The following is a 19,571-nucleotide window of genomic DNA, read 5'->3' on the forward strand; positions in this document are numbered from 1 at the left end:
TTTTTAAATCGACTTCTGCTTACCCTTGTTTTCAGCGGGTTTTAGAATTGGGGATAAGATTTCCATTTTTCCAAACCATTTCTGGTTTCATTTTTCCCTGATGATATAATATTTCACGATAATCATTGGTGGGAAAAGCCACAAAATCAGCCAGGTAATCTTGTTTTAAAATCCCGCGATCTTCCAGCTGCAAAGCCTTTGCAGCCCTGCCTGTGATGGCAGCAAAAGTTTCCGCTGTGGTTAATTTTTGATGGGCTCCGTAAACTGCCGCCTGCATGAGCAAATCTCCCATGGGGGCAGACCCCGGATTCCAATCGGTGGCAATCACCAGACAACCACCCATGTCCAGGAACTTTCTCCCTTTCATAAAAGGCTCTCCCAATCCCAATGAGGCACCGGGCAAAGCAGTTCCTATTACATCTGCTTTAATAAGTTTTTTAAATTCTTTTTCACCACTGGCTTCCAGGTGATCGGCACTTATAGCTCCAAATTTTGCGGCTATTTCACTTCCTCCGGTGCTGAATTGATCGGCATGGACGGTAATGGAAAAGCCATATTGCTGAGCCATATGAAGATAGCTGGCTGCCTCTTTTGTAGAAAAAGCACTTTCTTCAATAAAAATATCAATGCGGTTACTAAGTTGGTTATCTTTCAAAAAAGAAAAAAGGTTATTGGCTGTGAATAATAAATATTCCGCAGGGCTGCCTTCAAAATCTTTGGGTTTAATGTGCGCAGCCAGACAAGTGGGAATCAAATCAATTTTCAGGCGAGCATCTACTATTTTGATGGCTTCCAGCATTTTGATTTCGGACCCCAGATCAAGTCCATAACCGGATTTAACTTCACAAGTGGTCACTCCTTCGCTCAAGTGTCTTTTAGCCCTTTTTGCCAATTGATTTGCCAACTGGTCTAAATCAGCCTCTCTGGTTTTGGTAACCGTATCCCAGATTCCCCCACCCTTTCTGGCGATTTCCAGGTAACTTACCCCGGCATTTCTTAAGGCATAATCCCCAGCCCTGGTTCCTCCGTAGCAAATATGAGTATGAGCATCAACAAAACCGGGGAGTAGCACAAAATCATCTTCAATAAGGTCGACTTTTTGGGAAAAAGATGGCTTCAAATCTTTGAATTTCCCAATGGCCTTTATTTTCCCGTTTTCTACCACAATTCCTCCCTCTTCAATAATTTGTAACTGATCATCGGAAAGTGGTCCGGAAAATACCAATCCATCCAAGGTAACCAGTTGTCTGAAGGGCCCAATTAAAGTTGTTTTTGTAGACAAGGAATTAAGGTTATTGGTGAAATGTGAAGGTAGGAAAAGTATTTAATTTTTGAAATGGAATATTTTAAAAGCCTGGTTTTCATTATAAACCTTATAAACTTTAATCTAGCTAAATTCTTGAAAATTTACTTTTCCGGTTTACAAAATCTGGCATTTTCTCTTGCTCTAATCTAATTAGAGTGAAGTAACAAACTTCACCCAGCACAAAGCTGTCCGACAGAAATAACAATGCGCTCGAAACAAATTTGGCATTTACCATGTAACATTAAACTGGTCCTTCATTTTCACAAGTCCACAGCATCAATAACGATCTCATTACCAGAAATTTAACATATTTATTAAAAGCAATATATAAAGTACCAAAGCTCTCCAGCTGCAAGACTTTTCTATAGAAACAAAACAATTGACCCTAAGCCATACGAATAGAATATTACGGATTTTTTATTAAAAAATATATTATTTATTTCATTTACAACATTTATTATATAATATTGTTTCGATAATTATGCATAACCGCTAAAATTTTTATTAAATTTAAGCATTATACTTACTATCCACTAAAACAATAGCGCACACATTCCGTTATTTCAAATAAATTTTTAGTACTTTTTTTAATTATACAAAATACAAAAATTATAAGCCCCAATAACCTGGGCTATTCCCTTATCATAGTTAAAGTAAATTAAAATATTCAACTGTAAATAAATCTCTACATTAAAATCATTCTATGAAAAAATACTTTGCTTATTTTCAGATCATTCTCATATTAAGCTCATGCGCATCAGGTTATACCACAATTAACCCTGCTAATATTTATTATCAATCTTCCTCGGATCATGGAAGCGTTTCATTTGCTTATAAATATGAAGTTTTAAACGAGAGAGGGAATAAGAAATATGCCAAAAAAGAAGTAAAAAAAGGCATAAAGCTAGTAGCAATTAAAGTTGAAAATCATTCCAATGAAGATTTAGTTTTTGGAAAAGACTATGTGGTTTACTCTGGAGATAGACCAGTCAACTTACTTGAATCAAGTTTTATTCATTCCCAACTCAAACAAGGGGTTCCTATTTATTTACTCTACTTGTTACTTACCCCAATGCAATTCACTTCAAATGAAGAGAGCACTCACATTGGATTGGTAATTGGCCCGGGAATCACCTTAGGGAATATGATCGGGGCAGGAACTGCAAATGCAAATTTTAAAAAAGAATTGGAAAATAATCTCCTAAACAACCGAGAAATTAAATCTGGTGAGACTGTCTACGGATTAATTGGAATAGTTGATAATGGTTATAATCAGTTAACCTTGAAAAATATTAACCAATAAATTTGACGGTGTTTTTCATTTAGAAATCTGGGTGAAGTTACCAAACTTCACCCAGCACCATGCTGCCAGACAGAAATAACAATGCACTCGAAACAAATTCGGTATTTATTCTTCAACTAATTTATTCAGTTGAGCTTCCAGTTGAGCTGGCTTAATATTCACAGCTAAAATTTTCCCTTCCTTATCCAAAAGAAAATTTGAGGGAACATATTGGATTCCCAAAGGTTTTAATTCCGGACTTTCCCAGCCCTTGGTGGCTATAGAGTGAATCCATGGCAGGGCATCTTTTTTTATGGCTTTTTCCCACTGATCAGAATTATCATCTAAAGAAATCCCTACAATTTCCAACCCTTTACTTTTGTACTGATCATAAATCTTTACCAATTCTGGATTTGTGATTCTGCAAGGTTTACACCAGGAAGCCCAAAACTCTATTAATAAGAAATCCTTTTTAAAATCTGTTGTATGGTGTATTTTCCCATGCTGATCTGTGAATTTAAAATGTTTAAAACTTTGCCCGACCTGAAAGTTTTTCAGTTTCCCAATGGAAACTTCAATATCCTCCAAATACTCAGCGTTTTGAGTCGTAGAATCAAGTTTTGCAAACAAACTCTGGATTTGCGAGAAAGAAAGGATAGGATCCATCGCCACTTCCGATAATATTAAGCCACCCAATTGACTCTGTGGATTGAGACTAATTACACTATCCATTTTTAAGAACAACTTAGTTCCAAAGTCAGTAGCCGATTCATTTTCCTCTATAAAAATCATAAAATCGTTGATCAAATTAGCACTTTTATTTCCCTCAATTGATCTTATGGAAACTATTTTATCTTGAAGTTCCACCTCAATTTTCATTTCTCCGGGTTCTATAAAAAGCAAATCCCTGAAATATCCATTTTTCACAAAAATCCTTCCTTCGGTAGGATAAGCTACATTTCCTTTAAAATTAAAGCTATTATTTACCACCAAACTACTATCCAGCTCCTCTCCATATTCCAGGTAGATGTAATCATTAAAATCTACAGATATTTTCCCCTGAAGGATAAAGGGTTTAAATTTAGGATTAGAATTTCCATTAAATGAAATAAGGAATTGAAAAAACAAAACTGATAAAACAAGTTTTCTGGTCATTTTTTTAATTAGTTAGGTAAATATTATTTGTTGAAAAATAAATTTGGAATTATAAAAGCGGAAAACTTCTAATTATTGAGAAAGTAAACATGGTACTTTCGTAAATTTGGCCTGGGCGCAATTTAATTGCAATCGAAACGAATTCTGTATTTGCCAATCGATTTAAAAGAGCATTGCAAATGCACGGTTATTTTACTGGAGCAATTCAATTGCTCCCGAGCAAAAAAAATCAAACAAAAATAGATCACTCATCCCGCAAAGCCTTTACCGGATTAGCTGTAGCGGCTTTTAGTACTTTTCCTCCTATGGTAATGGCAGAAACAAAAATTAGCAGGAAAATGGAAACTGCAAAAGCTGTAACATTCATGGGGATATAATAATCATAAATACTGCTGAGTAAAGCATCAACAGCAAAGTAAGCCCCCACACAACCTAAACAAACAGCTATACTCAGCATGATTAGAAATTCTTTATTGATGGTAAATGCGATATTAAAAATAGTGGCCCCTAATACCTTTCGTACGCCAAGTTCTTTAATCCTTTTCAAAGTATTGAGGGAAACCATTGTAAACAATCCGCTTGCTGATAAAATCACAGCGATCATTGAGAGATAGATAAACATGAGTTTTATGTTGTTATTTATCAACTTGGCTTCATATAAAGTTTCCTCCTGACGGAAGCCCTGATAAGGTTTGTCTGGAATAGTTCGTTTCCATTCTTCCCGAAAATAATCACTCATACTCACCAAGTCTTCCTGCTTTACCTTGGCCACCAGGTATTGATATTGGTCTTCATCAATCAGCCTCATGTAAAGTGGCTCTATTGGGCGCCATACACCAAACATATAAATATCTTTTACCACACCTACCACAGTTAAATGAGTGGTGTCATTAATGGTAATTTTCTGCCCTAAAGGTTCATCCCAACCAAATTCCTTCACCAGCATCTCACTGACTATAGTGGATTCCTTTCTGTCCGTTTCCGAATCTTTAATAAACTGCCTTCCCGAAACCAGCTGCATGCCTATGGTTTCAAAATAATCATCCCCTATTCTCAAACCATCAGCTTCATACTCCTTTGCCCCACTAACCAGTGTATTTCTAAAAATATCCCAACCCACATGTTCATCTGTTCCGGCAAGGGAAATCACCTTTGGGTTTTGCTGTACCGCATTTTTGTAAGCATTAAAATCTGCCTGATTACTAAAGGGAATTACCACCAGCGGGTCTTCCTCATATCCAAAATCAAAATTATCCTGGTAATCTGCATTTTGGGTAAAAATTACTCCGGCAATAATCGCAATTAAGGAAATGGCATATTGCAAGGTCAGTAATGTTCTTGTAAAGTTATTCGTACCCGAAATCTTTAAAGTACCTTTTAAAATTTTTGCCGGTTGCAATCCACTGATATAAATAGCCGGATAGCCTCCCGCTATTAATCCAGTTCCAAATAAAATTGCGATAAGAAAAAATAAAAAACCGGCATTTTCCATGTAATTCATCTGGATATCCAGAAAGTCCCAAAGGGAATTATAGGCAGGGATAAAAAACCGGGAAAGGAAAAGTGCCAAAAGCAATGCGATAAAACACAATACAATATTTTCCCCAAGAAATTGGAATATTAACTGGCTCCTGTGCCCACCCATTACTTTTCTGATGCCAATTTCTTTCAACCTTTTACTGGCGGTGGCGATGGAGGTATTGGTAAAATTAAAACAGGCAATTAATAGCAACAGCCCGGCCATTACCACCGGTGAAATCACTGCAGGAACAGGCAGCGCCTCATATAAATATGCGGCCCTTACTTCTTCCATATTATGGGCCATGGTAGTAAGTGGTTCCAGGTAAAATTCAGAAATTTTCCAGTCTTCACGCGCCTGGTTTTGTGGGGCAATGTATTTGGAAAGTTGCTGTTGAACTTCCTTTTGGGAGGCCGGATTTTCGAGGTAGATAAAAGTAGCCTGTGTAAGCTGTTCCCAACTGTTCACATCGATATCCCGCAGCTCAGCATAGTTTTCATACAAAGTAAGTGCATCAAACCTCAGACTGGAATTTAGGGGAATTGTTTCATACACTGCTCCTACCAGATATTCTTCTTCCTTGCCATTGGTATGTTTGATAGAAATTTGCTCTTCAATAGGATCTTTTCCTTTAAAATGCTTTTCCGCCAGTTTTTCACTGATCAGGATTTTGCTTTTATCCTGAAATGCTTCTTCAGACCCATTGATAATTCTAAAGGTAAAATCTTCGAGAAAGGCAGGATCGGCATAAGCCACTTCCGTTTTAAATAATTCATCTTCAAAAATCAGGTTGGCACCATCCAGGGAGGAATATCTTACCGCATTTTTTACTCCCGGAATTTCAGCGGCTATGGTTGGTCCCATCACCTGAGGCACTATTCCAAATGGAATTTTTTCTTCATTTATTTCCCTAAAAGCATTTACTTTAAATATATGGGCCGCATTTTCATGAAAGGCATTAAAATTTCTATCGAAATCATAATTAAGATAAGCCAGAATACAACAGGCTAAAGAAGTTGCCAGTCCGAAAATATTGATTAAAACAAAAAGTTTATTTTTCCACAAACTTCTGAAAGTAATGAGCAGATAGTTTTTAATCATAATTCAATTAGTTGGGTATAGTTTCAGTTTTTGAAATGAATTGGCAAGAAAATAAAAGCTGCCTCTTTTTCCGCTAATAATTTGTAATTTAGCAACAGTATTAGGTATTACAAAGTACTGTTTTATAATCAAAAAATAATTGAAATAAACGGCTTTAATCAGGGATAAAAAACAAACAATCCTTTCAAAAAATCACTTCCATTTACGGGAATACAGCCTTGAGGTTTTAGATGCAGTTTTATTTTTCTCTTAATTTGGGGAATAATATGCAAATTGATTAGGGAAGTTTAAAACAGTGATGTATTAATTTAGGACAAATAGATTTTTAGGAAATAAAATCAATTTTTCCTTCAACTTGCCGAGTTTTACAAAAAAGGGAACTTAAATTAAACCTTCAGCAAAAGAAATAAGTTGAAAATCAGCTATTCCCACAGCAATTTAGATTCAAAATTAATGATGTAGTAATGAAAAAAATTTTATCATCTCTTTCCGGTATACCTTTTCTAAAAATCAATTGGTCCATTTTCTTGCTGGCAGCCCTTTTTTGGAGTTGTTCGGAAGATCCCGAACCGGAAGTTCCGGTTGAAAATAAATTTCTGGTAGAGTCCTCCCTTAAATCGGAGTACAATGAAAGCTTTCTTAAAACCCTTGCTGGTTTAGGAGGTTATGGCAGTTTTACTGATATCATTAGAAATGATATCGAGATTTACAGATTAAAATATAAAACCACAGTCGGAGGCCAGGAAGTAATAGCCTCCGGAGTGATTTCCATTCCTACAAATGTAAGTGGTGCTATTCCTTTTTTAAGTGCCCACAGAGGAACCATATTTGGTGATGATGAAGCCCCTTCCGAGGCCAATCCATTTTATGCTTTCGAACTATTTGCGGCAGCCGGATATGCTACCGTATTACCCGATATGATTGGATTTGGGGAAACAAAAGACATGGTGCAGCATTATTACAACAAAGAAGCCAACAGCCAGGTCGCAATAGATATGATGCATGCGGGAAGGGAATTTTTGAGGGGAAAAGACATTGAATTGAACGATCAGCTTTTTCTTCTTGGCTATTCTCAGGGAGGTTTTATCACGATAGCCACCCAACAGGCCATTGAAAGTGATCCTGCTTTAAACTGGGACATTACAGCTGTAGCCGCTGGTGCAGGATCTTATAATATAGAATTTGTGATGGATGACGTGATCAACAGGGGAATTTTTACCGCTCCCGGATTTTTAAGCCTAATTGTTTATTCCTTTAATGAAGTCAATGGTTTTGGAAAATCGATGGATTATTATTTTCAGGAGCCATATGCCAGCCAAATTCCCGATTTACTGGATGGTTCAAGTGGATTCGCTGAAGTAAATGCTGCGCTTTCCGATACTCTATCTGTTTATTTCCAGTCCACTTTTGTTGACGGCTTAAAAAACAGAACGGAAACCGAAATGATCAATGCCTTCAGGGCCAATAGTGTCCAGGACTGGAAACCCAATGCACCTGTACGGTTATACCATTCTTCTGGTGACCAGTATATCCCTATAGAAGATTCTCAGCAAACCGCAGAGGTAATGAGTAAAAATGGTGCGGATGTGACTTTTATTCAGGTTGGTGATAAATCTCATAGTGCTGCTTCTGTTGATATGGTGATTGAAGCTGTTCCATGGTTTGAAAGTCTGAGGACTGATCTTTAGCAATCTCCTTATGAATAGTTATTTCCCAATATACAAATTACCAGGATCTGTATTTTGGTAACTCTTTGGCTCTAAAACTTCAAAAAGCTGATTTACACAAAGTCTTTACCTAAGACCTTGCTGTAAAGGGATTTAAAAGGTCCTGTTGGGTAAAAACCATTCTATTTTGTTATAAAAGACTATTTTTTCAGGCGGATTCGGTCGAAGAAGTTGCGGCAAATCAAAATATAATTAATTTTGCCCACCTTCTTTTTTTATGACATGAAAAAATATTATTACCTCATTCAGCTCCAGTATCTGGGGTTTAGGTATCACGGCTGGCAAAAACAGCCAGATGTAAAGACCGTCCAAAAAATGGTTGAGAAAACGGTCAGGTTTGTACTGGAACATGAGGATTTTAAAGTACTTGGCTCTGCCAGAACGGATGCCAAAGTTTCGGCCAATAATGCAGCTTTTGAATTATTTCTGAAGGCACCAATTGATACCGAATTATTTTTTAAGGCATTTAATGAAAATCTTCCACAGGATATCAGGGCCACAGGCATAAAGGAAGTTGACCGCTCTTTTAATATCATCAACAGCCCCAAATACAAGGAATATATTTACCTGTTTTCTTTTGGTGAAAAAAATCATCCTTTTAGTGCTCCGTTTATGACCTATATTTCCGAAAAGCTGGATATTGGGCTAATGGAAGAAGGGGCCCGGCTTTTTGAGGGATTGCACAATTTCCAAAACTACTGCTACAAACCCAAAGAAAACACCATGTTCAACAGGGAGATCAAATACAGTAGAATTCTGGAAAATGATGTTTACACGGCTAATTTTTTTCCGGAAAAAAGCTTCCTTTATAAGGTAATAGGAAAGGGTTTTATGCGTCATCAGGTCCGGCTGATGGTGGGTGCGCTCATCAACCTGGGTAAAGGGAAATTTGATATGGATTACATCAGGTATTCCCTCACAGAGAAAATAGAAGATCCACTAAACAATATTGCGCCATCTTCAGGGCTTATACTCAATAAGATTGAGTTTGATGATGATCTTTAAACTCAGTGCTCATTCTTTCACAGATTAGATAAAAGCCTGTATAAATTCATAAACCCACTAAAAAGATTGCTGCTGCAATTTCTCTCAGTTATCCTGATGGAGGATTATTCCTTGCCACGATATTTTGTATTCAAAAGGCTTTGAAAGAATAACAATTTAAAACCAATTCTTTTAAAAACTTTTGTAATTTAGGCCGATTCAAAGGCCTTTTTTTGTTTGTAATCCAAATGAGTGACGAAAGTTTAAAACATATAAGAAAATTACTTAATGGACTGGGTTTCAGTCTTATCCTTTTTTTGGTAGCCCTTTTTTTAATTCCCGGAGGAGTTATGATTTATTCCCATGTAGACTTCTCTTCTCCGGAAATGGCTGATCCTGTCTCCCCCCAACTTGCAGAAAATACTCCAAAAGTCTTGGAGGCTGCCCAGGATGCCATTGTTGATGGAAAGGATGCAGCAACTGGCCTGATTGCCGATGAAAATTACCAGCTGGTAAAAACCAATTGTACTGCCTGCCACTCAGCCAAACTGATTACCCAAAACAGAGCAACCAGAGCTGGTTGGGAAAGTATGATTCGCTGGATGCAGAATACCCAGAAACTTTGGGATTTAGGTCCAAATGAGCCGTTAATTCTGGATTACCTGGCCAAAAATTATGCACCCCAAAAACAAGGTAGAAGAAAGAATTTGGAAAATATTGAGTGGTATGAGTTGAAGGATTGATTTTGAATATCCACATTATTTCTTCAATTGCAAAAGCAATTCAGGTCAACATCCTTACCATTTACTTTAAGCTGTTATACTTTGGTTTTTGTAGCCACTACCACTCCGGTGGACCAGTCCATTTGAGTAATGACAAAATTGGGTAATGACTCCAGTTTTTGCATCAAATTAGCTGCTTTTTCGGCATGTCCTTCCGGCCAGTTTGGGTGAGGTTTCATGTCATCAATTATATAAAATCCACCTGTTTTCACCATTGCCAAAACCTCATCCAATTCCGAATACTTTCCAGGCCAGGCATCGGAAAATATTAAATCAAATTTTTCTGATTGATGCTTTTGTATCCACTCAGCTCCGTCTCCACAAATAATATTGATGCGACTGTCCTCCCCAAAAAATTCATTGACAATATTGATTAACTTCGGATCATTATCCACAGAAGTCAGTTGGGAATTCTGATCCAAACCATCTGCCATCCATGATAAAGACAAGCCAATTCCCGTTCCCAGTTCCAAGATATTCCCACTTGGTTTGGAAGCCACTAAAGTGCGGAGCAAAGCACCCACTTCACTATCTGAAGGCATGGTAAAACCGATTTCCTCACATTTTTTTTCAAGTGCAGAAAATGTTTGAGGAGGTTTAGGGAGGTTAAATTGGTTCATATTCATTTTATCTTTCAATTCCTTAGCTAAAGTTGCAATTATTGGATTAAGCTAAAAATAAAAAAGGACTCTCCAAATTTAATTGGGGAATCCTCAGAAAAACTTCGCATACACATATCGTTTTTATTTTGTTAACATACTTAAATAGATAAAATATTTTATGCTATGAGAAATAACTTTACCTCAAAAAAATTCACATATCCATGAAAAACATTCTATTAATTTTATTTTTATTCATTCAACCCGCATTTTTATTTTCCCAGGATAAGATAGTTCCTATTAAACTTGAAAAAGGCGAAGAACTAGATAATAGTATTGATTTTGGAGAAAATGGTTTCATACTTCAAACAAATACGGCTGGTCTTTATAAAAAAGCACAACATATTCTCAGACGGTATGATAAAGATTTAAACCTTAAATGGGAATTAAAAATTGAAGGGAAAGGACAAAAGTCATTTCAAGGGCCACAAGGATATAATGCTCCACCAGATTTATTATCTAACGAAAAAGGTGATTTTTTTTACTTGGTAGAAGATCTTCCAGAGCAACTAAAGAACCGGATTGCTATCACCAAAATCAGTAATGATGGAAAAATAGAAGAAGAATATGTAATTGAAAAATATAAGAAAATATTTGAAGTAATACAGCATATTTTCCTTTACAATGACAAGTTATATATAATTGGGAGCTCTGACCATTATTATAATTTTGGTTTGATCAATGAGAAAAAAGGACAAACCTTGTTGGCGTATATTGATGTCAAGAATAAAAAAATGCAGGTGAATACTCTAAAATTACCTGAATTAGAAAATCCTAAAATTTCTTCCTATTGGTATTTCAAGGAAATTTATAATGATCAGTTAATAATGGTAAGTCAAGAATTACCAAAGTCTCAGAAAAAAGGGAGTGCGTTGTATCATATTCTAAGCCTTGACTTTAAAGGAAATACCACAAAACAAACCAAAATTGATCTACCATTTGGGGAAACTTTCATACTTCCATCATCAAATAGAATTTTAAACCTAAATGATTCAAAAACTTCTTCAATCCAACAAGATATCCAATCTTTTGCTTATACTTCTGGATCGGGTGATACTTCGGTAAAGCAATTGGCAAATGTTGGGGCTTATAGTGAACTTTATGTTGATAAGACTACCGGGGAAATACTTATTTTCGGATTACTTGGAGAAAAGGAAGCAGTAGGGCAAGGCAGCAAAATGTTTTTTAATGAAATATTCATTAATTGTTATTCATATGATGGAAAACTAAAATGGGATAAAAGAATTCCAAAACCGGTATCCCTTTTAGATCCTAAATTCCCCCATTTTTTAGCCCATAACTTAATCCTTAATAAAGAAAAAGATAAAATAAATCTTCAATTAGGTTTAGTAACTACAAAAAGTAAATTTAATCTTTCAAAGGCTATTTTTTCGGCAGATATATTAACCATGTCAATATCGAAAACTGGCGAAATTCTTAATCAGAAGGAAGACAAATTTACAGAATTTGCTAAAGGATTAAGCAATGGAAAAAGTTTCGGACTAGTTAATGTGTATTTATTCATCAATTCCAGTCTTTTCAAAAGCTGCTTATATGGGAACCCAAATGGGAACTTTATAAAATATGCGATCACAGAAGATAAACCAATGTATGATATTGAAAAGATAATAAACCCTTCTGAATCTGGAGAAACCTTATTTATTTACGGGAAAAAGAGTTATGAACTACATTATTATAAAAGAAAAATGAATTAATAAAAAAAGCGAGGGAATTAAATTCTCTCGCTTTTTTATTGATTATCAATAAATTACAAAAATACTATAGAACTGAAATCACTCCTTCCCCTCATTAATCCACAAATCAATTCTTGGAGTTTTCCAGCTGTAGGGCTTGCCTAATACATCATAATCTCCATCTCCATCCAGATCGGCAATTTTGCCTTCGTGCACTCCAAATCCTGTGGCAACCATTGTTTCTTCAAAATTTCCTTTTCCATCTCCTATCAAAATTCTTACTCTTGAACCCGGGTTTCCTTCTCCAAATCGCATTTCGGCACAGAAAATATCCAAATGGCCATCATTATTAAAATCAAAAGTTTCTAAAGTATGCCCATTGTCTAATTCGGTAATCAAAGTTTTGCCATACCAGGTGCCATCTTTCCACTCGTATAATCTTAAGGCAGCTTTTCCATCTCCGGCCACTAACAATACTTCCGGCCGACCACCTTCTATAAACTGTCCTGCTCCAGATCTTGTAAAACTATAGCTTGGGTCCACCAGGTTTTCTACATATTCGGTGCCATTCCAGGTGAAATATCGTCCTCCACCAACAATATCAATAATTCCATCCTCATTGATATCGGCCTTTGCCAATCCTTCATGCTCATTTATTCCCTTCCAATTCGGATAGCCTTCCTGACCCAATTGTTCCATCTGGCTGTCATCACTGTAAGTATAAATAGGCTTGTATTCCCAGGACTTTGCCTTTCTAGGATTTTCGGGGATTTCGGCAACCATCAGCGCCCCTGCAGTCTGGTTCCAGAATGCCAGTTCAGCTTTTCCATCTCCGTCAAAATCACCAAACATTTGGTCGTGATGCTTATTCTTACCTGTATCTTTTATAATATGTCTTTCCCACGGTTGGTCAGGATTGAGATTTGGATAAGGGTTCTCCCACCACCAAACATTATTACTTCTGCTTTCTCCTGCAAAAACAGCATCCAGATCACCATCGCCATCTATATCGTAAGTGGCGGAACCAGCTTCAATAAACAGTGGTTTATCCTCAATGATATACTTTTTCCACTCCCCTTTTTCATATCTTAAAAGGGCCACTGAAGGCGCCATGGTTCTGTCAGTAATCATAAAATCCTGTGCACCATTATTATCCACATCAATAATCAGGGAAGCCGTTTGTTGTCTTCCTGGCAATGGCAGGGGCAAATCCTGATTGATGGTAGAAAGATGTTTCCATTTTACGATTGGCTTTTCAATCGCTTTATTTCTCCACACATGCATAAATTTGTAGTTGTCCCATCCGGCACTGACAATATCTAAATCTCCATCTCCATCCAGATCATCCATCATCGTTCCCAAATGGCCCTCTTTTCCGGTGTCAAGAATATGTTTGGTAAAATTACCTTTCCCATCATTTTCCCATGCCTGTAATTCCAGCCTTGGGCCTTTGTGTTCATTGGTAATGAGGTCAAAATCCCCATCATTATCCAGGTCTTTTACCGCCAGATTATTCATGGAATACTGAGTCACCACCCAATTCCTTATCCATTCTTTTGAAGAATCTTCAGGCTGCCGGTACCAGAAAAGATTTCCGTCTGGTTCATTTCCCGGCCATCTTTCTTCCGCAATAATCACATCGGCTTTATTATCTCCGTCAATATCGGCCACTTCTACCCTGTCAATCGGGTGATTTCCTTTTCCCAGTTCAGTAGCTTTCCATTTTTCAGTACCATCTCCGGGGTTTTCCCACCATACCACAATCATGGGTTCATCTCCACCTTCCGGCCTTCTTCCTCCAGCAATATCAATATCTCCATCTCCATCAATATCCCCTGCACCAATACCTTCATCTGAAGAATTTTCTCCTATTAGCGTAGTTTTCCATTTTCCTTTTTCAGGGTTTTTACCTACTTCAATACAATAGACATTCCCATTTCCGGCAATCAAGACTTCCTCTTTTCCTCCAGCCACAATTTGTGCAGTTCTGAAACCCTGGCTATTGGTATGGGATGTGGCAGGAACCTGAGCAATTTTTATAACATTCCATTGAGTACCTGCTTTGTCTTTAGCTTCCAGCCAGAAAACATCGGGAAGGGCCTGGGCAATCACATCGGCATATTCGTCACCATCTACATCCATAATTACAAACCCATCTACATTTACTCCAAAATCTGCCTTTCCCCACTCCCCTTCCATATTTCCTCCTGGGTTTTGATAATAGTACCTGCCGGATACCACATCTTTCTGTCCATCACCATTCACATCGCCAATACTCAACCCGAAATACCTCAGCCATTCTGGTTTGGTAAAATCACCCCATTTCCCTTTATTGTCATCAATTTGGATGTATTTCCATTGATCGAAAGGAAGTAGATTTTGGGCAAAAGAAGTAAATGTAAAAAAGCATAAGAGGGGAATTGTAAAGACAATTCTGAAGTGTGGTAATTTTTCTTTTTTCATTTTCAATTTAAAAATAGTCGTGTAAATTAAATTTGAATTTCGCCCAAATGGGAGTCAAAATTCAACTAAAAAGCAACATTTTTTCGGATCATTCAGGCATTACAAATTAATACACATCTACTGATTTTTACTTGAACTGAATTGCCGTTTTATAGCACCATATTTTCAATAAATTAAGTTGAAAATATAAAATACGCTTTTATATGCCTTTGTTTTTACCCAGAACAATATGTTTTTGAGGTGCACAGCAGTTTTACGCAACGCATAAAAAGCGGACGGCTGGCTGATAGAAGCATTTGGTAAAAATAACCAGTAGACAATGAAAAATTATTTTTTCAAAAAAGTGTAGAGTTTAATAATTTTCAGTTGTTAAGCAAGGAATTGCTGAAGAGCCTGGTATGTCCTTTCGTCCCAAAGGATTTTATAATGGCCTGCCTTTTCTAATTCAATGATAGACGCTTTATCCCAATTTGCGGCAACTTTCCTTGCCTGGTCTATTCCAATTATTCTGTCTTGCTTACCTTGAATTATTTGTACTTTTCCTACATTATTGATCGAAGGACATACCTTGCTCAAAACCAGGTCATCCGATTCAAATCCAGTAGTTTTTTTGACAAGATTAAGAATTCCATCCTTTGTTTTGCCTGATAGTCCAACCATTTGCACCACATGATCCACCCGCTCTTCAAAACTGTCGGGGGTGGTAATCATAAAAAGTTTCTCAATTTCCAGTTTCGGATTTTGATTTAGGGAATAAACCAAGGCCACACTTCCAAAAGAATGGGTAATGACCAGATCATAATGATTGTTTTGCATGAACTCCAACACCAGCTGGCAATAGTCAAACATGGTAATAGAGACTTTGGGACTCAGACCGTGTCCAGGTCCATCAAAGCCCTCAATAGTAAAATCATCTTTTAATAACACCTCGATAATACCACCAAAATTGGCCGCTTTTCCTTCCCAGCCATGGATGACCAATGCCTTCTTTTTCCCTGTCCCCCACTTGTAGGTTTTAATGTCGGTACCATTGAAATTAAAAACCCCTTTTGTAGCTTTTTCTACAATTTGAGATTCATTGGGTTTGAACCCCAATTTTCTTGGATTGGACATTAAACTGTAAACACGCTTTGCCGACCAATCAGGTGAGCATGTTTCTAAAATTTTTAAATAGGACTTAATTAAACTGGCTTGAATTGCATTCATGATTGAATCAAATATTATTCAGAGGTTTCAGGAAAAGAACACGTGAAAAGGAGGATAAGTTAGGGCAAAAAATAAATTATTTTCAAAAAAAAACAAAAAAATTACCTGACTGCCTTTATTCAGATCAATGCTAATTTTGTATTAATAAAAAATCAAAATATTAGGCCAATCAGACCCCGATTCCTTAATTCTTTCCTAAAAAACAGGCCAAATTTTTAAGAAAACAAGGATTATATTTTAATCCTGATAAGCCTCTCAATCTAACTTAGAACTTTATTCTGAAAAAAATGTATTTAACAAATATTATTTCATTTTATACAGACATACCAAACTAATACAACATTAAAATTATTTTAAATTTCATTTTAACATTACTAATAATTTATTGTATTATTCCTATGCAGGTGTTTCCTCCTTATAAATTTTAATGTTCAATGTTGTGGTGTTTTCTTTAAAATCTTCCTGATGCCTGCCTATCCTTACATCCCCTAATTTGTGGTTGTTAATAGTTGCTAAGTTGTATACACAAATCATCACAATTAAACACCATATCCATGAAAAAGGCAACTCTTATTTTTTCCATCCTCCTATTTTTCATTACCATTTCAATGGCTAAGGATAAATTAAGATGGAATAAAGGAGTTGTAGTACTCAACAACAATGAGATGATTGAAGGCAATTTGAGCTACGATCATGAAAGAGAACTTATAATGGTGAAACTGGAAGGCACTACCAGGGCTTATTCTTCCCATGTAGTCACCTATTTTCAGTTTTTCGATGAAATTTTGAGGGTATCTCGAACTTATTTATCCATTTCTGGTAACCAGCAAAATAAACGAAAAAGCAATCAATTTTTTGAACTTGTATTGGATGGTTCTCTTCCCATTTTTAGAAAAGAGAAAAAGCATATCAACTTCAAATTAGTACTCAATCACGACAATCCTTATTTCTCAAAGTACAATGCCTGCTTCGATTACTTCACCTATTATAATGGGGAATATATTGAGCTATCCGAATTCAAAGATTATTTATACCCAAAATTAAACAAGCAAAATAAAGAGTTAATCTCATTCGTAGATCAACACAACCTTAACTTAAAACTGACCGGACATCTGGTATTACTTATTGATTATTACAACTCACTACAAATTGATTTGGATTACACCAAATTAAACTTATCCCAAGCCATAATTACCAATTAAGACCTTTTTTAATCATCTTTTTCAACAATTAATCTGAAATTTTTAATGAAAGTTTTTGCAATCACGCTGTGCCTGTTAGTGAGTACATTTTTAAGTTTAAGTGCCGCCTCAAAGGGAAATAAAATCACCTGGTTTAAAGGGATAATTGAGTATCATAATGGAGTAGAAATTGAAGGGGAAATTTACTATGATTATGATTTGGAAATTATCAGTCTGAAAGTGGGAAATGGTCAGTTAAAAGTATTTACTTCCAAAAACCTGTCTGGATTTAGTTTCTTCGATCATTTGGTAAACATTGAGCGCAATTTTGTTTCTATCGATTATTACCCGGAGGAAAAAACGAACGGAGCCTGTTTTTTTGAAATACTGAAAGTTGGGGAAATGAGTATTTTGAGAAGACCAAAAAAGAAAAGTTCTATTCCCATTTTAAAAGATGAGGAGTTTGCCACCCGATACAATTCCCTTTGCAAATACTTCGATTATTATGTATTCAATGAAAAGGGATTTGTACCATTGATTGATTTTAAGGAGGAATTATTGCCTCAAATAAAGAAAGAATTTAAGGAAGAAGTGGCTGATTTTCTATCCAGAAGAGATTTGAATTTCAATAATGTAGAACAATCGCTGATGGTAGTTGAATTTTACAATGCTTTACACGAAGCAAAAAAATCAGGGATCGTATACGCCAAACTTGAAAATTCTGGGAAATGAGATTCCTGGTTGAATAAATATATTTAACGCAATCCCCCAAAAGCTTTGTCAGTTAGTCTGGCAGAGCTTTTTTCTTGAGGTTAATCATCTGATAAGCAATTGAAAACTGGAAATTAATATTCCTGTTATCTACATACATCCCACCGCTTGTATTATGCAGTCCATAGTTGCCTATCAGGTTCAATTCTACTTTTTGATTAACTTTATAAATCACTGCTCCATTAAGGGCAAAATCAATAAATTCACCTTGATAATCGCTCAAATAATTACCCAACAAACTAAACTCCGGACCTAATCCAAATCCAAATTTATTAGGCATATAATAAAAATAAAGTGGAATACTAAAGTAATGAAGATGCTCTGTGCTTGTACTTGAAAAAGTTGAGTTTGATCCTGATGGATCAGGAAGTTTAGGGGGCTCTAGACCAATTGAATTATTATAATTGCTATAATTGCCACTTTTACTTGAAGATACATACCCTTTCATATTGTATAAATATTCTGCCTGTATTCTAAATTTGGAATTTTCTTTTTGATATCTGGCATAACCACCAAAATGCATCCCCAACTTCAATGAATAACTGGTATTCGGATAGGAATAATAAATAATTCCAGGCACTTCGGAATGGTTTACTATGGTGCTCATATTGGGTCCAAACTTTAATCCAAAACTATATTGAGCATTTCCCGACTGGTTTAAGAAAAGAACAGCAATGAAGAAAAAAATTATTGCTTTAGTAAAAAATTTCATTGAATCCTGAGTATTCTGATTAAAAAAAGTAGAATCAATTTGAAATACGAAAAAATCAATAATTTAGAACAAAACATCACAAATCCTTCAAAACTATTAACATAAACTACACGTAACAACCATTATCGGAATTTTTTTTCATACAAACAAATAAAAACAGCTTTTCTTCAACCCTCAACCAACATTTTATTATTAATACCACAAATTTCCGATAATAATGCTATTTTATTCTGTATTTACAGCCATTTATATCCAACTATTTATTTTTCACAAAATCCACTTTCAATGAAAACTCTATACCCATTAACCATTTTCAGTTTTTTCTTAAGTTGTTTTTTGATTTCCTGCCACCAGGAGGAGCCGGAATTAAATGAAATAGAGGACCCCTGGGACAATTATCCTTACGAAGAAGTCCAGATTTCCAAAACTGAAAACTTTGTTAAACAATTTGCTGAACTGACCGGGAGTGAACTTAGGAGTAGCCATATTTCAGATTATTTAAAAGCACAACCAGAAGGAGCACTGAAAAGCCAGATACAAGCCACCAATACAAGAATGAAGGAAAACGGTTTTGATAATTTCCTTCTTTCTAAAGTTTATGTCAACGAAACCCATAATGTACTGTTCTACCCGCTTTACAGAACTGATGACCGCCAGAACATGAACCATTGTATGCCATTTTTTCAAACAACAGCAGTAACTGTTGATCCTAATCTTTCGGAAGGACCTGTCACCGTAGCCATGGCTCTTGCTGCTGAAGCGGATGCCAGGAATTTTGATTCTTACCATGTTGCCAACCATTTTTTACCTATTTCTATGAATGGTAATGGCACAGGCAATTTTGAGTCTGGAATAACAACACACAATTACTCCACAGCCAGTGGAACTGTAATCATTAACTATGACAGACTTTATGAAGGTAATTTTAAAGGGGTGATAAAAGTGGAAGCTTTTTCCTCAGATGGGACTTATCAATTCAAAAAAATGTGGAAAATCACTTTTGATTAAGAAAAAAAGGGATGAGGGAGG

At 36.0% G+C, this 19,571-nt stretch carries 15 protein-coding genes; 8 read left to right on the forward strand and 7 right to left on the reverse strand.

The genetic code is table 11. The annotated features are described in order from the left end of the window. Positions 1–31: 31 nt before the first annotated feature. Positions 32–1,282: an imidazolonepropionase gene (hutI, locus tag A3EM_RS0128535; protein WP_020531675.1), complete on the reverse strand. Its 1,251-nt coding sequence runs from the start codon at positions 1,280–1,282 to the stop codon at positions 32–34. A gap of 727 nt (positions 1,283–2,009) precedes the next feature. Between hutI and A3EM_RS0128540 the strand changes: the two genes are divergently transcribed. After that, on the forward strand, positions 2,010–2,609 hold the full coding sequence (locus A3EM_RS0128540) for a hypothetical protein (RefSeq protein WP_020531676.1): 600 nt from the start codon (positions 2,010–2,012) through the stop codon (positions 2,607–2,609). Between the two features lie 105 nt (positions 2,610–2,714). On the opposite strand, the gene A3EM_RS0128545 is transcribed toward A3EM_RS0128540, so the two are convergent. Together A3EM_RS0128545 and A3EM_RS0128550 are read right to left on the reverse strand one after the other, a co-directional pair. Continuing rightward, the gene (locus tag A3EM_RS0128545) at positions 2,715–3,743 is read right to left on the reverse strand and encodes a TlpA disulfide reductase family protein (RefSeq protein ID WP_020531677.1); all 1,029 of its coding nucleotides are present in this window, start codon (positions 3,741–3,743) and stop codon (positions 2,715–2,717) included. A gap of 244 nt (positions 3,744–3,987) precedes the next feature. Continuing rightward, positions 3,988–6,363 carry an ABC transporter permease gene (locus A3EM_RS0128550; protein ID WP_020531678.1) on the reverse strand — a complete coding sequence of 792 codons (2,376 nt, stop codon included), beginning with the start codon at positions 6,361–6,363 and terminating at the stop codon, positions 3,988–3,990. Between the two features lie 464 nt (positions 6,364–6,827). Here A3EM_RS0128550 and A3EM_RS0128555 point away from each other — a divergent pair, with 464 nt between their 5' ends. The 3 genes from A3EM_RS0128555 to A3EM_RS0128565 all read left to right on the forward strand — a co-directional run bounded on the left by A3EM_RS0128555 (position 6,828) and on the right by A3EM_RS0128565 (position 9,817). Further along, the gene (locus tag A3EM_RS0128555; protein WP_020531679.1) at positions 6,828–8,051 is read left to right on the forward strand and encodes a lipase family protein; all 1,224 of its coding nucleotides are present in this window, start codon (positions 6,828–6,830) and stop codon (positions 8,049–8,051) included. A 261-nt stretch (positions 8,052–8,312) separates the two neighbouring features. After that, positions 8,313–9,095 (forward strand): tRNA pseudouridine synthase A, encoded by a 783-nt coding sequence (locus A3EM_RS0128560; RefSeq protein WP_020531680.1) that lies wholly within the window; start codon positions 8,313–8,315, stop codon positions 9,093–9,095. A 227-nt stretch (positions 9,096–9,322) separates the two neighbouring features. After that, positions 9,323–9,817, forward strand: a complete 495-nt coding sequence (locus tag A3EM_RS0128565; RefSeq protein ID WP_020531681.1) for a hypothetical protein — start codon at positions 9,323–9,325, stop codon at positions 9,815–9,817. A 74-nt stretch (positions 9,818–9,891) separates the two neighbouring features. Here the strand turns inward: A3EM_RS0128565 and A3EM_RS0128570 are convergent, their stop codons facing one another. Then, the gene (locus A3EM_RS0128570; protein ID WP_020531682.1) at positions 9,892–10,482 is read right to left on the reverse strand and encodes an O-methyltransferase; all 591 of its coding nucleotides are present in this window, start codon (positions 10,480–10,482) and stop codon (positions 9,892–9,894) included. Between the two features lie 197 nt (positions 10,483–10,679). Here A3EM_RS0128570 and A3EM_RS0128575 point away from each other — a divergent pair, with 197 nt between their 5' ends. Next, complete coding sequence (locus A3EM_RS0128575; protein WP_020531683.1) at positions 10,680–12,230, forward strand: hypothetical protein; 1,551 nt, start codon at positions 10,680–10,682, stop codon at positions 12,228–12,230. 78 nt (positions 12,231–12,308) lie between these two features. Here A3EM_RS0128575 and A3EM_RS0128580 read toward each other — a convergent pair whose 3' ends face one another. Further along, positions 12,309–14,672 carry an FG-GAP repeat domain-containing protein gene (locus A3EM_RS0128580; protein WP_020531684.1) on the reverse strand — a complete coding sequence of 788 codons (2,364 nt, stop codon included), beginning with the start codon at positions 14,670–14,672 and terminating at the stop codon, positions 12,309–12,311. Between the two features lie 369 nt (positions 14,673–15,041). Further along, on the reverse strand, positions 15,042–15,878 hold the full coding sequence (locus A3EM_RS0128585; RefSeq protein ID WP_020531685.1) for an alpha/beta fold hydrolase: 837 nt from the start codon (positions 15,876–15,878) through the stop codon (positions 15,042–15,044). Positions 15,879–16,432: 554 nt separating this feature from the next. Between A3EM_RS0128585 and A3EM_RS0128595 the strand changes: the two genes are divergently transcribed. Together A3EM_RS0128595 and A3EM_RS0128600 are read left to right on the forward strand one after the other, a co-directional pair. Then, a complete protein-coding gene (locus A3EM_RS0128595) occupies positions 16,433–17,080 on the forward strand; it encodes a hypothetical protein (protein WP_020531687.1) in 648 nt (215 codons plus the stop codon). A 45-nt stretch (positions 17,081–17,125) separates the two neighbouring features. Then, entirely contained in the window at positions 17,126–17,791 is a 666-nt protein-coding gene (locus A3EM_RS0128600; protein WP_020531688.1) for a hypothetical protein, read from the forward strand. A gap of 52 nt (positions 17,792–17,843) precedes the next feature. Here A3EM_RS0128600 and A3EM_RS0128605 read toward each other — a convergent pair whose 3' ends face one another. Then, a complete protein-coding gene (locus A3EM_RS0128605; RefSeq protein ID WP_157638131.1) occupies positions 17,844–18,437 on the reverse strand; it encodes a hypothetical protein in 594 nt (197 codons plus the stop codon). A gap of 390 nt (positions 18,438–18,827) precedes the next feature. On the opposite strand from A3EM_RS0128605, the gene A3EM_RS0128610 reads away from it, so the two are divergent. Next, on the forward strand, positions 18,828–19,550 hold the full coding sequence (locus tag A3EM_RS0128610; RefSeq protein WP_020531690.1) for a hypothetical protein: 723 nt from the start codon (positions 18,828–18,830) through the stop codon (positions 19,548–19,550). The last annotated feature ends 21 nt before the right edge of the window (positions 19,551–19,571 follow it).

Origin of the sequence: Flexithrix dorotheae DSM 6795 (assembly GCF_000379765.1) — a bacterium.
Lineage (GTDB): Bacteria > Bacteroidota > Bacteroidia > Cytophagales > Flammeovirgaceae > Flexithrix > Flexithrix dorotheae.